This is a genomic window from Streptomyces sp. NPDC092045 (genome assembly GCF_044756005.1).
Classification (GTDB): domain Bacteria; phylum Actinomycetota; class Actinomycetes; order Streptomycetales; family Streptomycetaceae; genus Streptomyces.
Genome location: NZ_JBIVSC010000004.1, coordinates 39,971 through 53,745, shown reverse-complemented (window position 1 = coordinate 53,745; position 13,775 = coordinate 39,971). Strand labels below are relative to the sequence as shown.

Here is a 13,775-nt window from a genome sequence, read left to right as displayed (position 1 = left end):
ACAACAGCGGCCCCCGGCTCGGCATTCCCGGGCCGGGAACGGGCCGGGCCGGAGGCGGACGGGGCGTCAGCGCAGGGCGTCGAGCCATCCGGCGACGCCGTCCACGAGGAGGCCGAGGGCCTCGTCCGGGCCGAGGGGCGCGCGCTTGGGCAGGGCGAAGCCGTGGTCCCCGTACGGGACCTCGACGAGGCCGTAGGGCCCGGTCGGGTACTCCTCGGGGCGGCCGAAGGGGTCGTTGCCGCCCTGGACCACGAGGGTGGGCAGACCGGTGCCGAGGAGTTCGTCGGCGCGGGTCTTCTCGGGCCTGCCCGGCGGGTGCAGCGGGAAGCTCAGCGCGAGGACGGCCGTCGCGCCGAGTTCGCGGCCGGTGCGGCAGGCGACCCGGGCGCCGGCGCTGCGGCCGCCCGCGACCACGGGGAGACCGGGCTTCGTCAGGGCGGGCCAGAGGCCGCGCCAGGCGGTGTCGAGGGTCTTCGGGGCGGGGGCGAGCCTCTTGCCGGCGACCCGCCAGGGCTGTTCGACGAGGGCGACGGTCACGCCCCGGGCGGGCAGCGCCCCGGCCAGGGCCCTCAGGTCGCGGGCCTCGATCCCGCCGCCGGCGCCGTGGCCGAGGGCGAGGACGGTCCACGGCTCCGTCCCGGCGTCCGGCTCGTACCAGGTGACGCGGGCGTCCCCGGCGTCGGTGGGGACGGTCTCGCGGCGCGTCGTTCCGTCGGTCGCGTCGTCGGTCGTTTCGTCGGTCACGTCCTCATCCTGCCGCGCGGACGGCGGTTCAGAAGAGCGTCCCCTCCTCCGGGCCCTCCAGCTCCGTCAGGAGTTCGGGGCCGTTGTTGCGGACGTTGCTGACGGCCGTCGGCACCGGGTAGGCCCGCATCAGGCCCTCCGGCGGCGGGGCGAGCAGTCCGCGCAGCTCTTCGAGCTCGCCGTTCTCCGGGGAGAGCCAGGCGTCCCAGCGGTCCTCCGTCAGCATCAGCGGCATCCGGGGGTGGATCTCGGCGAGCGAGCGGGGCCCCTCGGCCGGGGCCACGCCCAGCGGACCGGTCTCCGCCTCCGTGGTGATCACCGAGCAGGTGACCCACCAGGAGGAGGGGTGGTCGTCCGGGAGGGTCCGGTCGCGCCAGAACTCGTAGAGCCCGGCCATCGCGAAGACCGAGCCGTCCGCCGGGGTCACGAAGTACGGCTGCTTGCGCGGCCGCTTCTTCTTCCCCTCCACCTCCAGGTCCCGCTCCGCCGTCCCGGTCACCCATTCGTAGTAGCCGTCGGCGGGAATGATGCAGCGGCGCGAGGCGAAGGCGCGTTTGAAGGAGGGCTTCTCGTGGAGGGTCTCGGACCGGGCGTTGATCATCCGGGCGGCGCCGTCGGGGTTCTTCGACCAGGAGGGGACCAGTCCCCACTTCAGGGCGCGCAGCTGGCGAACCGGCTCCTTGGATTCCGCGTCCTTCACGGGACGCTCCAGAACGGCCCAGACCCGTTTGGTGGGGGCCACGTTCCAGTCGGGGGCCAGGGTCTCCTCGGGCTCCCACTGCTCCACCCCGAAGACCTCCACCAGGTCCTCGGGCCGTCGACTCGATGCAAACCGTCCGCACATACGTGCCACACTGCCACGATCCCGCCCGCGACCGAGGAGCCTTCCGCCGAATGAACGACATCCTCGGCACCCAGCCCGCCCCGGACGAGTGGATCGTCTGGGCCACCGCCGGCTGCGCGCTGGTCCTCGTCGTGTTCCGCGGGCTCTGGCTGCCGGCCCGCAACGCGATCACCATCGCCCACGAGGGCGGCCACGGCATCGTCGCGCTGGCCGCCGGCCGCCGCCTCGAAGCGATCCGGCTGCACTCGGACACCAGCGGCCTGACCGTGTCCCGGGGCCGCCCGACCGGACCGGGGATAGTCCTCACCCTGGCCGCCGGCTACCCCGCGGCCCCGCTGCTCGGCCTCGGCGGCGCGGCCCTGATCGGCACCCACCGGACCACGCTGCTGCTGTGGGCCGCGACCGCCCTGCTCCTCGCGCTGCTCGTGATGGTCCGCAACGCGTACGGGATCCTCACCGTCCTGCTGACGGGCGCCGCCTTCCTCCTCGTCGCCCTGTTCACCGGGCCCGACGTGCAGGGCGCCTTCGCCTGCGCGGCGGTCTGGTTCCTGCTCCTGGGCGGCGTCCGGCCGGCCTTCGAGCTCCAGGCGAAGCGGCGCCGGGGCGGCACCCCGGACTCGGACGCGGACCAGCTCGCGCGCCTCACCCACGTGCCCGCGGGGGTGTGGCTGGTCTTCTTCCACACGGTCTCGATCTGCTGCCTGATCGGCGGCGGGCGCTGGCTCCTGCGCTTCTGACGCCCCCGTACAGTGAGGGCATGACCGCAGCAGCTTCCCCGCACACCGACCCGTCCACCGACCTCTGGCCCGCTCCGTACGCGCGTGGCGCCGTCGACGCGACCGTCACCGTGCCCGGGTCGAAGTCGGTCACCAACCGCGCCCTGGTCCTCGCCGCGCTCGCCGCCGAGCCCGGCTGGCTGCGCCGCCCGCTGCGCTCCCGGGACACCCTCCTGATGGCCGAGGCGCTCCGCACCCTCGGCGTGCGGATCGAGGAGGGGGTGGGCCCGGACGGGACCGGCGAGGCCTGGCGGATCATCCCCGCGCCGCTGCGCGGCCCCGCGGCCGTCGACGTCGGCAACGCGGGCACGGTCATGCGCTTCCTGCCGCCGGTCGCGGCGCTGGCCGAGGGCCCGGTGCGCTTCGACGGCGACCCGCGCTCCCACGAGCGTCCGCTGCACGGCGTGATCGACGCGCTGCGCGCGCTCGGCGCCCGGGTCGACGACGAGGGCCGGGGCGCGCTGCCGATGACCGTGCACGGCGTCGGGGGCCTGGACGGCGGCACGGTCGAGATCGACGCCTCCTCCTCCTCCCAGTTCGTCAGTGCCCTGCTGCTCTCCGCGGCCCGCTTCAACCAGGGCGTCGAGGTGCGGCACGTGGGGTCGCGGCTGCCCTCGATGCCGCACATCCGGATGACGGTCGACATGCTGCGCGCGGTCGGCGCCCGGGTCGACGAGCCGGAGCACGGCGGCGAGCCGGACGTGTGGCGGGTGGCGCCGTCCGCGCTGCGCGGCCGGGACCTGGTGGTCGAGCCGGACCTGTCGAACGCCCAGCCGTTCCTGGCCGCCGCCCTGGTGACCGGCGGCCGGGTGACGGTCCGGGACTGGCCCGCGCGCACCACCCAGCCCGGTGACGCGCTGCGGGAGATCTTCACCGGGATGGGTGGTTCCTGCGAGCTGACGGACGAGGGCCTGACCTTCACCGGCACGGGCCGGATCCACGGCATCGACGTCGACCTCGGCGAGGTCGGCGAGCTGACCCCGGGCATCGCGGCGGTCGCGGCCCTCGCCGACTCCCCCTCCACCCTGCGCGGCGTCGCCCATCTGCGGCTGCACGAGACGGACCGGCTCGCGGCGCTCACCAAGGAGATCAACGAGCTGGGCGGGGACGTGACGGAGACCGAGGACGGTCTGCACATCCGCCCGCGCCCGCTGCACGGCGGCGTCTTCCGCACGTACCACGACCACCGGATGGCCACGGCGGGCGCGGTCATCGGCCTGGCGGTCGCGGGCGTGGAGATCGAGGACGTGGCGACGACGGCCAAGACCTTGCCCGACTTCCCGACGATGTGGACCGAAATGCTCGGGGCCTGAGCGATGCGGCGCTACGGCAAGCACACCGACGAGGACGACATCCGCCAGCGGCCCAACCGCAAGGGGACCCGTCCCCGGACCAGCATCCGGCCGAAGCACGAGGACGCCGTCGAGGGCATGGTCCTCACCGTCGACCGGGGCCGGCTGACCTGTCTGGTCGGCGAACGGACCGTGACGGCGATGAAGGCGCGCGAGCTGGGCCGCAAGGCCGCCGTGGTCGGCGACCGGGTCTCGATCGTCGGCGACCTCTCCGGCGAGAAGGACACGCTGGCCCGGATCGTGCGGATCGGGGAGCGCTCCTCGGTGCTGCGGCGCACGGCCGACGACGACGACCCGTACGAGCGGGTGGTCGTCGCCAACGCGGACCAGCTGGCGATCGTCACCGCGCTCGCCGACCCCGAGCCGCGGCCCCGGCTGATCGACCGCTGCCTGGTCGCCGCGTACGACGGCGGCCTCTCCCCGCTGCTCGTGCTCACCAAGTCGGACCTGGCGTCGCCGGACGCGCTCCTGGAGATGTACGGGGCGCTCGGCGTGCCCCATGTGGTGACCACCCGGGACGAGTTCGTCGACGGGGCCGCCGCCGAGCGGGTGCACGAGCACCTCAAGGGCCGGACCACCGCGTTCGTGGGGCACTCCGGCGTCGGCAAGACGACCCTCGTCAACGCCCTGGTGCCGCCGGACCGGAGGCGCACCACCGGTGTGGTGAACGCGGTCACGGGCCGGGGCCGGCACACCACGACCTCGGCGCTCGCCCTGCCGCTCGACGACGCGGAGGGCGGCTGGGTGATCGACACCCCGGGCGTGCGCTCCTTCGGCCTGAACCACGTCGACCCGTCCCGGGTGATCCTCGCCTTCCCCGACCTCGTCCCAGGCACGGAGAACTGCCCGCGCGCGTGCAGCCACGACGAGCCGGACTGCGCCCTCGACGCGTACGTGGCGGAGGGGCACGCCGATCCGGCGCGACTCGTCTCGCTGCGGCGGCTCCTGGCGACCCGGGAGCGACGCGAGGGCGACTGAGCCGTCCGCGTTCATGTCCGTTCGGTACTGGTAAGTGCATAATCGCACCCAGTGCGACGAAGCAGTCACCGACGGCGTGGGAGGCACTGACGATGGCGTGGCTGCTGGTGGTGGTGGCAGGGTTCCTGGAAACGGGCTTCGCGGTCTGCCTCAAGCTCTCGCACGGATTCACGCGCCTGTGGCCGACGGTCGCCTTCGCGTCCTTCGCCCTCGGCAGCTTCGGCCTCCTCACACTGGCGCTGCGGAAGCTCGACGTGGGTCCGGCGTACGCGGTGTGGACGGGGATCGGCGCGGCCGGGACCGCGATCTACGGCATGGTCTTCCTGGGCGACGTGGTCTCCACCCTCAAGATCGTCTCGATCACCCTGGTGATCGTGGGCGTTATCGGGCTCCAGCTCTCCGGCTCCGCGCACTGACCTTCCGCCCTCCGGGCCCCCGCGGGCGTCCCGCACGGCACGGGGGGCGCGACGACGTGGCTGAGGGCGATCCTGACGGCGAGTTCGCAGCCGGCCGCCCACCGCTCGTCCGCGCAGGCCACGGTCGCCGCCACCAGCTCCCCCGGCGCGGGCGGCCCGGCGTCGGCGCGGCGCTGGGCGGGGACGGCGGCGGGCCGGGTCCCCGGCCCGGCCGGCCGGGGCGCCGGCAGCCGCGCGTCCCAGGCCCCGGTGAGCAGGGCCCGCAGGACCGGCCGGGCCGCGACCCGGGCCACGATCCACTCGGCGAGCGCGGCGAGGGTCCGGGCGGGCGGCCCCGGGGCGGCGAGCAGCTCGCGCACGCCCTGGAGGTAGGCGTCGGCCTCCCTGCGCACGAGCGCGCGGGCGAGCCCGTCCTTGCTGCCGAACTCGTTGTAGAGGGTCTGCCGGGAGACCCGGGCGGCGGTGGCGAGGTCGGCCATCCGCACGGCGGACCAGGGCCGGTGCGCGAGCGCGGCGAGCGCCGCGTCGAGCAGGGCCTCGCGGGCAGTCGGCATCGGCGCCTCCCGGGCCGTACGTGTCGATGCGGGGACCGGCACGCTCCGTGCGCGGGCCCGTACACAGCGTCGACAGGCTCCCCCGTCCTGTCAAGGAGCCCGGGGCCGCGGTGGACGGTTCGTCCGGCCGGAAGCGCCCGGGGATAGAGTGCCGACCATGGCCGATTACCACGATGACCTGCGCCTCGCCCACGTCCTCGCCGACGCCGCCGACGCGGCCACCATGGACCGCTTCCAGGCGCTCGACCTGAAGGTCGAGACGAAGCCGGACATGACTCCGGTGAGCGAGGCCGACAAGGCGGCGGAGGAGCTGATCCGCGGTCAGCTCCAGCGGGCCAGGCCGCGCGACGCGATCCTGGGCGAGGAGTACGGCGTGGAGGGCTCGGGCCCGCGCCGCTGGGTGATCGACCCGATCGACGGGACGAAGAACTACGTGCGCGGGGTGCCGGTCTGGGCGACCCTGATCGCGCTGATGGAGGCCGGGGAGACCGGGTTCCAGCCGGTGGTGGGCGTGGTGTCGGCCCCGGCGCTCGGCCGCCGCTGGTGGGCGGCGAAGGGCGCCGGGGCGTACACGGGCCGCAGCCTGGCCTCGGCGACCCGGATCGGGGTCTCGAAGGTCTCCTCCCTGGCAGACGCCTCGTTCGCGTACTCCTCGCTGAGCGGCTGGGAGGAGCGGGGCCGCCTCGACGGCTTCCTCGACCTCACGCGCGCGTGCTGGCGGACGCGGGCGTACGGCGACTTCTGGCCGTACATGATGGTCGCGGAGGGCTCCGTGGACCTCTGCGCGGAGCCGGAGCTGTCGCTGTGGGACATGGCGGCGGTGTCGATCGTGGTCCAGGAGGCCGGCGGCACGTACACGGGCCTGGACGGGCGGCACGGGCCGCACAGCGGGAACGCGGCGGCGTCCAACGGGCTGCTCCACGGCGAGCTGCTCTCGTACCTGAACCAGCGGGACCCCGAGGAGGGCACCTCCTGAAACGGGCCCGGCGCCGGGGGCGGTGAGGACGACCGCCGCCCGGCACCCGGGATCCGCCGCCGGGCACTCGACACCCGGGCGCCCGGGAGGGCGAGCACCCCGGCACCCGGCGCGGCTCCGCTTTGGGCGCCCCGGCATCCGGCGCGGCCCCGCCCCGACACCTCGGGAAGGCCACCGCCGCCTCCCGACACCCCAGCCGCCTCGGCGCCCCGGGAAGGCCGCCGCCGCCTCCCGACACCCCAGCCGCCCTGGCGCCCCGGGAAGGCCGCCGCCGTCTCCCGATACCTCGGCGCCCCGGGAAGGCCGCCGTCGCCTCCCGGCCCCGCTCCGCTCCGGCGCCCCGGGCGCCGCCCGCGCTCCCGGAGACGCCTCGCGCGCCCCCTTGTCGGCCCCCTCCCCCGGTGCCACTCTGAGACTCCCCCCACTTGTGAACTTGTGAAAAAGTTCTCGAACAGGAGGTGGTCCCTTCCATGCTCGTCCGCGACGCCATGAGCCCCGTGATCCTGACCATCGGCCCGGCCCACACCCTCCGCCAGGCGGCGAGGCTGATGTCGGCGCGCCGCGTCGGCGCCGCCGTCGTCCAGGACAGCGATGCCGGCGGCTTCGGCATCCTCACCGAGCGCGACATCCTCGACGCCGTCGGCGCCGACCGGAACCCCGACCACGAGACCGCCGACGCCCACACCACCCGGGACGTCGTCTTCGCCGCGCCCACCTGGACCCTGGCGGAGGCGGCCGAGGCGATGACCCGCGGCGGCTTCCGCCACCTGGTCGTCCTCGACGACAACGGGCCGGTCGGCATCGTCTCCGTACGCGACATCGTCCGCTGCTGGATCCCGGTGCACAGCGCCGCCGCCTGAGCACGCGCGGGAGGGCCGGGCCCCGCCCGTATCCGTACGGGCGGGGCCCGGCCCCCCTCTCCTCGGCAGGCGGCCGTCGGCCGCGCAGGGCCTGGACCGCGGCCCCCAGCCGCTCGCCGAAGTCTCCGTCCGCCTCGCGGAAGGCGTCGACCGCCCGTCCGAAGTCGTCGCTACCGGTGCGGTCCACCCCCGAATTCCGGCCAAGGCCGTGCATGATCCTACCTTGGACAAAGTCCAAGTCAATCCAGTCTCCAAAGTCACACTTTGTTCGGGATCTTGTCCCCGACTGTTAGGCTGGCCCTCATGAGCGACCTGTTGGAACGCCTGCGCGGACGCGGCTGGCGCATGACCGCGCAGCGGCGCGTCGTGGCCGAAGTGCTCGACGGGGACCACGTGCACCTGACCGCCGACGAGGTCCACGCGCGCGCCGTGACGCGGCTGCCCGAGATCTCGCGCGCGACCGTCTACAACACGCTGGGCGAGATGGTCACCCTCGGCGAGGTCATCGAGGTGGCCACCGACGGGCGCGCCAAGCGGTACGACCCGAACGCCCACCGTCCGCACCAGCACCTGGTCTGCGGCCGGTGCGGCGCGATCCGCGACGTGCACCCGGGCGGCGACCCGCTGGCGGACCTGCCGGACAGCGAGCGCTTCGGCTTCACGATCTCCGAGGTCGAGGTCACGTACCGGGGCGTCTGCCCGAGCTGCGCGACGACGGCCTGAGACTCGCACGGACGAGGGCCCCCGCTCCGGAGGGGGCCCTTTCCACGCGTGCTCCCGCACACGCCGGAACGACGAAGGCCCGGATCCAAGAGGATCCGGGCCTTCGTGCCACTGAGTAGCGGGGACAGGATTTGAACCTGCGACCTCTGGGTTATGAGCCCAGCGAGCTACCGAGCTGCTCCACCCCGCGTCGGTGAACCCAACCTTACGGGTCTTCCGTCACCGGTGCAAATCCGTTAACGCCCGGCGCCCCCGGCCCGTCCGTCACGCCGTCAGCTCCTGGTGCAGCGCCTCGCTCAGCCGCGCCGCCCGCTCGGCGACCTCCGCCGGGCCCAGCTCCACCGCGCGGGCGCACCAGCGGCGCCCCTCGGTGAGCTCGCCCCGGCGCGCCGCGAGCAGCGCGAGCCGGAGCGCGGCGCGGCCGTGGCCGGCCCGGGCGGCCCGGGTCCACCAGAGGGAGGCCTCGCGCTCGCTGCCCTCGCGGGCCAGCAGCAGCCCCAGGTTGAAGGCGCCGTTGCGGCTGCCGGCCTCGGCGGCCTCGCGGTACCAGCGGTCGGCCTCGGCCAGGTCGCCGCGCGCGGCGGCGAGCATCCCGACCCGCACCTGGGCGCGCCGGTGGCCCTGCCGGGCGGCCCGCTCGTACCACTCCTCGCACTCGCTCTTCTCCTCGCGGGGCGCACCGAGCACGGCGGGGCCGGGCTCGGGGCGGCGCGCGTCGAGCACCGAGGCGAGCCGGAAGGCGGCCTCGGCGCTGCCGCCGCCCGCCGCGCACCGCAGGTGCCGCTCGGCGGTCTGCTCGTCGCCGTCGCGCAGGGCGGCGATGCCGACCTGGAGGGCGGCCTCGGTGTGCCCGGCGGCGGCGGCCCGCTCGTACCAGACGAGGGCCGTGCGGTCGTCGTCGCGCCCGGCGTGCAGGATGCCCAGGTTGAAGGCGGCGTCCACGCTGCCGGCCTCGGCGGCCTTGGAGAACCACGGCTCGGCGCCGTTGGCGTCGCCGGCCTGGAGGAGCAGCACGGCGAGCGCGTTGGCGGCCTCGCGGTGGCCCGCGTAGGCGGCCCGCCGGTACCACTGCTCGGCCTGCGGGATGCGGTCCTGGGCGGCGCAGAGCAGCCCGAGGTTGTAGGCGCCGTTGACGTCGCCGGCGTCCATGGCGGCCCGGTACCAGCGCTCGGCGGTCTGCTGCTCGCCCCGGGCCGCGTGCAGGGCCCCCAGGGCGTTGGCGGCGTTGCCGTCGCCGTCCTGGGCGGCCCGCAGCCACCACACGGCGGCGCTCTCCTCGTCGCCCGCGTCGCGGAGCAGGAAGCCGAGCGCGCAGGCGGCCCTGGCCTCGCCCTCCTTGGCGGAGCTGAGGTACCAGCGGCCGGCCTCCTTGAGCTCGCCGCGCTGCTCCAGGATGGCGCCGAGGTGGAGCGCGGCCCGCCGGTGGCCGCGCGCGGCGGCCTGCCGGAACCACTGCTCGGCCTCGGCGAGTTCGCCCACGGGCTCGGCGGCCGGGGGGCCGTCGGGCAGCAGGGCCCCGGGAGCCGCGCCGGCGGCGCTCCTGGCGGCCCCGGGGACCGGGAGGCGGGTCCCGGTGGCGTGCGGGCCGCGGGGGGCCTCGGTGGCCCGCCGCTCCAGGGCCATGGCGAGCCGGTAGGCGGCCTCGCGGTGGCCCTGCTCGGCGGCGGCGCGCAGCCAGCGCTCGGCGCCGACGTCGCCGCGGTGCTCCAGGAGGTCGGCGAGGGCGTACGCGCCGAGGGCGTGGCCCTGCTCGGCGGCCTGGCGCAGCCAGTACTCGGCGGCGGGCTCGTCGCCGCGCTCGCGGTGGTGGCGGCCGAGCGCGTGGGCGGCGGGGGCGGAACCGGCGACGGCGGCGACCCGCCACCAGCCGGCGGCCTCGTCGGCGTATCCGCGCTGGTGCAGCAGGACGCCCAGGTTGTTGGCGGCGGCCCGGTCCCCCTCGGCGGTGGCGGCGCGCAGGTGGGGCTCGGCGCCGTCGAGGTCGCCGCGGCGCAGCAGCAGCGCGCCGAGGGCGCTCATGGAGGCGAGGTCGCCGCGCTCGGCGGCGCGGCGGTGCCGGGCCTCCGTCTCGGTCTCGTTCTCGGTGACGGCATCGGTCTCGGCGGTGGTGCCGAGGACCGCGTCGACGGCCCCCGCTGCCTCGATGATCTCGTCCGCGGCGTTCCTGGCGTGCCGCTGCACAAACCGCCCTGTCTCCAACAGAGTTGCCCTGTCCCCCATAAATACCATCGTCGCACCACCCGCCACCCGAGCACACCTGGTAAACCGCAGCCAGTGAGGTCACTCAGCGTTTTGTCGACATGCCCACAGAGAGACAAGTCAAACACGACTCACGCCAACTCGCCCCTTCCCTACCGCTCTTCGGTACCCCCTGACACGTCGACACACGACGAGGGCCCGGATCCTTATGGATCCGGGCCCTCGTTTGCCACAGAGTAGCGGGGACAGGATTTGAACCTGCGACCTCTGGGTTATGAGCCCAGCGAGCTACCGAGCTGCTCCACCCCGCGTCGGTGACGTAACAGTATCACGACGCGGAGGTGGAAAACCTCAGGTCAGCCGCCTGCTCCCGGGGCCTTGAGCTTCGCCCCGGCGTCGGCGGCCTTCTGGAGGGCCGCCTGCAACTCCTCCTGCGCCTTGCCGTACGCGGTCCAGTCGCCCTTCTGGAGGGCCGCCTCGCCCGCGTCGTACGCCTTCTGGGCGTCGGCGATCGCCTGCTTCAGCGCGTCGTCGTTCGACGCCGGCGGCGGAGGCGTGGTGCCCGGCTGCTCCGGCGTCGGCTGCTCCGGCGTCGGCTGCGTCGGCGCGTCCACCCCGAAGACCGCGTTGAGCGCCTTGGTGAGGTTGTCCTCGAACACCGTGGTGTCCTTGGTCGTGTCACCCGCGGGCTGGTCCGCGTCCACGTAGGACACCGCGACCTTCTTCAGGAGCGGGTAGAGCGCGTTCCGCCCCTGGGCGTACACCGGTTCCACGTACAGGAACCCGCCGTCGAGCGGCACCGTCAGCAGGTTGCCGTACTGGATGTCGGAGTCGGCGCCCTTCAGGTCCCGGACGAACTGGGCCACCGACGGCAGGCCGTTGAGCTTGCTCTGCACCTGGGCCGGGCCCGGCACGTCCTGGGTGACCCTCAGCAGTCTCATCCGGCCGTACTCCTTGCTGGTGGCGTCGGCGTCGACCGCCATGAAGCCGCCCAGGTTGGGCCGCCCGTTCGGCGTGAACGTCGTCGTCAGCGAGAAGCGCTGCGCCGCGTCCCCGGGCATCTTCATGCTCAGGTAGTACGGCGGGACCGCGTTGCCGTCCTTGTTGGTCGGGTCGTCCGGCACCTGCCAGGCGTCCGAGCCGCTGTAGAACTGCGCGGGGTCGGTGACGTGGTAGCGGGTCAGCAGCTCGCGCTGGACCTTGAACATGTCCTGCGGGTAGCGCAGGTGCTCCAGGAGGTCGCCCTTGATCTCGGACTTCGGCTCGACCGTGTCCGGGAACGCCTTCATCCAGGTCTTCAGGACCGGGTCCTCGGTGTCCCACTGGTACAGCTTCACCGTGCCGTCGTAGGCGTCGACGGTGGCCTTCACCGAGTTGCGGATGTAGTTGACCTGGTTCTGCTGGGCGACGACCGTGCGCTGCTGGTTGCCGACGGTCAGCGAGTCGGCCGTGGTGTCGCCGAGCGTGGTGCGCGAGGCGTACGGGTAGCCGTTCGTCGTCGTGTACGCGTCGATGATCCACTGGATCCGGCCGCCGACGACCGCCGGGTAGGCGTCGCCGTCGATGGTCAGCCAGGGCGCGACCGCCTCGACGCGGTCCTTGGGCGTGCGGTTGTAGAGGATCCGCGAGCCGTCGCCGATGGCCCCCGAGTAGAGGATCTGCGGCTCGCTGAAGGCCACCGCGTACGCGGCGCGGTTGAAGGTGCTGGAGAGGCTGACGCCGCTCTTCTCCTTGTAGCTGGTGGTCTTCTCGCCGTTCTCCTCGTAGTCGAGCTCCCGCTGGGGCCCGCCCACGATCGAGTACTGGTCGGTCTTCTCGCCGTAGTAGATCCGCTGCTCGTACTTCGGGAGCTGGCCGGTGGTCGGCAGGCCGGACTCGGTGAAGACCGGGGAGCCGTTGGCGTCGGTCTGCGTGCCCGTGGCCATGATCGCGCCGTAGCCGTGGGTGTAGGTGAAGTGGTCGTTGATCCAGTTCCGCTTCGGGATGCCGCGGATGTTGAGCTCGCGGAGACCGATGACGGTGTCCTTGCCCTGGTAGCGGTCCACGTCCAGGGTGGTCGGGAACTGGTAGTACTTCCGCTTCTGCTCCAGCTGCTGGAACGTGGGCGAGACGATGTTCGGGTCGAGGAGGCGGTAGCTGGCCGCCGTGTCGGCGTCGGCCCGCAGCTTGTCTTTGTCCTTGACCGTCGACTTGCCCGAGTAGTTCTCGGGCTTCGTCCCGTCGATCGCGTACGCCTTGCGGGTCGCGTCGATGTTCTTCTGGATGTACGGCGCTTCCTTGGCCTGCTCGTTCGGCTGGACCTGGAACTTCTGCACGATGGCCGGGTACAGGCCGCCGATCAGGACGGCGGAGAGCACCATCAGGCCGAAGCCGATCACCGGGAGCTGCCAGGTGCGGCGCCAGAGCGTCGCGAAGAACAGCACGGCGCAGATCGCGGCGATGCAGAAGAGGATGGTCTTCGCCGGCAGGTACGCGTTGGCGTCGACGTACCGCAGGCCCGTCCAGTTGCCGGTGGCCTTGAAGTCGCTGGACTTCACGGCCAGGCCGTACCGGTCGAGCCAGTACGCCACGGCCTTCAGCGACACGAAGACGCCGAGGAGCACCGAGAGGTGGCCCGTGGCGGCGGCGGTGGCGCGGGCGCCCGGGCTGGTGACCCGCAGTCCGCCGTACAGGTAGTGCGTGAGCGCGGCGGCGATCAGCGACAGGACGGCGGCGGCGAAGCCGAACGCGAGGAGGAAGCGGTACCAGGGAAGGTCGAAGGCGTAGAACGCCACGTCGAGCCCGAACTGCGGGTCCTTCTGGCCGAACTTCACGCCGTTGATCCACATCAGCCAGGTGCGCCACTGGCCGGAGGCGGAGGCGCCGGCGATCAGGGCCACCAGGGCCGTGACCGCGAGCAGCACCCACTTCTTGAAGGGCGCGAGGCCCATCCGGTACCGGTCGAGGCTCTGCTGCTCCAGCGACATCGCGCTGAGCGGCGGCCGCAGCCGGTGCGCCAGCCAGATGTTGAAGCCGACGGCGAGCCCCATCAGGAGGCCGAAGACCGCGAAGAGGCCGATCTTGGTCCACAGGGTGGTGGTGAACACGGACGAGTAATCGACCGAGCGGTACCAGAGCCAGTCCGTCCAGAACCCGGCGAACATCACGAAGGCCATGGCCAGCACGGCCAGGACCCCGAGTGTCATGAGCAGGGTACGGGCCCGCCGGGACGGCCGGCCGACTCTCATCCTTGGCCCTGACGGGCCTCCGCCGCGGTCCGGCATCTGGAAAGCCAACGTGCGCCCCTCGGTGTTGATGCGTCTCGGTGTCGAGCGTGTCGACGCGTGCTGATGGGTCTGAAAGCAGGCCCCGCG

Annotated in this window: 12 protein-coding genes and 2 tRNA genes; 7 read left to right on the top strand and 7 right to left on the bottom strand. The window is 73.6% G+C overall.

Translation table 11 applies throughout. From position 1 onward, the window contains the following. Nucleotides 1–66: 66 nt before the first annotated feature. Together ACIQKA_RS13710 and ACIQKA_RS13705 are read right to left on the bottom strand one after the other, a co-directional pair. A complete protein-coding gene (locus ACIQKA_RS13710; protein WP_402540997.1) occupies nucleotides 67–744 on the bottom strand; it encodes an alpha/beta family hydrolase in 678 nt (225 codons plus the stop codon). 28 nt (nucleotides 745–772) lie between these two features. Beyond that, nucleotides 773–1,588: an SOS response-associated peptidase gene (locus tag ACIQKA_RS13705; RefSeq protein WP_383158005.1), complete on the bottom strand. Its 816-nt coding sequence runs from the start codon at nucleotides 1,586–1,588 to the stop codon at nucleotides 773–775. Between the two features lie 50 nt (nucleotides 1,589–1,638). On the opposite strand from ACIQKA_RS13705, the gene ACIQKA_RS13700 reads away from it, so the two are divergent. From ACIQKA_RS13700 to ACIQKA_RS13685, 4 genes are all read left to right on the top strand, one after another. Further along, complete coding sequence (locus ACIQKA_RS13700) at nucleotides 1,639–2,325, top strand: M50 family metallopeptidase (RefSeq protein ID WP_383158007.1); 687 nt, start codon at nucleotides 1,639–1,641, stop codon at nucleotides 2,323–2,325. Nucleotides 2,326–2,345: 20 nt separating this feature from the next. Further along, nucleotides 2,346–3,677, top strand: a complete 1,332-nt coding sequence (gene aroA / locus ACIQKA_RS13695) for a 3-phosphoshikimate 1-carboxyvinyltransferase (protein WP_383434352.1) — start codon at nucleotides 2,346–2,348, stop codon at nucleotides 3,675–3,677. Between the two features lie 3 nt (nucleotides 3,678–3,680). After that, nucleotides 3,681–4,694: a ribosome small subunit-dependent GTPase A gene (gene rsgA, locus ACIQKA_RS13690; RefSeq protein WP_383158012.1), complete on the top strand. Its 1,014-nt coding sequence runs from the start codon at nucleotides 3,681–3,683 to the stop codon at nucleotides 4,692–4,694. A 92-nt stretch (nucleotides 4,695–4,786) separates the two neighbouring features. Beyond that, nucleotides 4,787–5,110, top strand: coding sequence for a multidrug efflux SMR transporter (locus ACIQKA_RS13685; RefSeq protein ID WP_078968180.1), 324 nt, complete (start codon nucleotides 4,787–4,789; stop codon nucleotides 5,108–5,110). Here the strand turns inward: ACIQKA_RS13685 and ACIQKA_RS13680 are convergent. Continuing rightward, nucleotides 5,002–5,664, bottom strand: coding sequence for a TetR/AcrR family transcriptional regulator (locus ACIQKA_RS13680; protein ID WP_402540995.1), 663 nt, complete (start codon nucleotides 5,662–5,664; stop codon nucleotides 5,002–5,004). The genes ACIQKA_RS13685 and ACIQKA_RS13680 overlap by 109 nt on opposite strands. Before the next feature lie 157 nt (nucleotides 5,665–5,821). On the opposite strand from ACIQKA_RS13680, the gene hisN reads away from it, so the two are divergent. The 3 genes from hisN (at nucleotide 5,822) to ACIQKA_RS13665 (ending at nucleotide 8,223) form a co-directional block, all read left to right on the top strand. Continuing rightward, nucleotides 5,822–6,640, top strand: coding sequence for a histidinol-phosphatase (hisN, locus tag ACIQKA_RS13675; RefSeq protein ID WP_383443893.1), 819 nt, complete (start codon nucleotides 5,822–5,824; stop codon nucleotides 6,638–6,640). Between the two features lie 470 nt (nucleotides 6,641–7,110). Beyond that, on the top strand, nucleotides 7,111–7,500 hold the full coding sequence (locus ACIQKA_RS13670; RefSeq protein WP_366371754.1) for a CBS domain-containing protein: 390 nt from the start codon (nucleotides 7,111–7,113) through the stop codon (nucleotides 7,498–7,500). A gap of 303 nt (nucleotides 7,501–7,803) precedes the next feature. Next, a complete protein-coding gene (locus ACIQKA_RS13665; RefSeq protein ID WP_125658529.1) occupies nucleotides 7,804–8,223 on the top strand; it encodes a Fur family transcriptional regulator in 420 nt (139 codons plus the stop codon). 116 nt (nucleotides 8,224–8,339) lie between these two features. Here the strand turns inward: ACIQKA_RS13665 and ACIQKA_RS13660 are convergent. The 4 genes from ACIQKA_RS13660 to ACIQKA_RS13645 all read right to left on the bottom strand — a co-directional run bounded on the left by ACIQKA_RS13660 (nucleotide 8,340) and on the right by ACIQKA_RS13645 (nucleotide 13,685). Next, nucleotides 8,340–8,413 (bottom strand) — tRNA-Met (locus ACIQKA_RS13660). A 74-nt stretch (nucleotides 8,414–8,487) separates the two neighbouring features. Next, entirely contained in the window at nucleotides 8,488–10,452 is a 1,965-nt protein-coding gene (locus tag ACIQKA_RS13655; RefSeq protein ID WP_383159058.1) for a sel1 repeat family protein, read from the bottom strand. Nucleotides 10,453–10,659: 207 nt separating this feature from the next. Beyond that, nucleotides 10,660–10,733: transfer RNA gene (locus tag ACIQKA_RS13650), tRNA-Met, on the bottom strand. 45 nt (nucleotides 10,734–10,778) lie between these two features. Then, nucleotides 10,779–13,685 (bottom strand): UPF0182 family protein, encoded by a 2,907-nt coding sequence (locus tag ACIQKA_RS13645; RefSeq protein ID WP_383443945.1) that lies wholly within the window; start codon nucleotides 13,683–13,685, stop codon nucleotides 10,779–10,781. Between the last annotated feature and the right edge of the window lie 90 nt (nucleotides 13,686–13,775).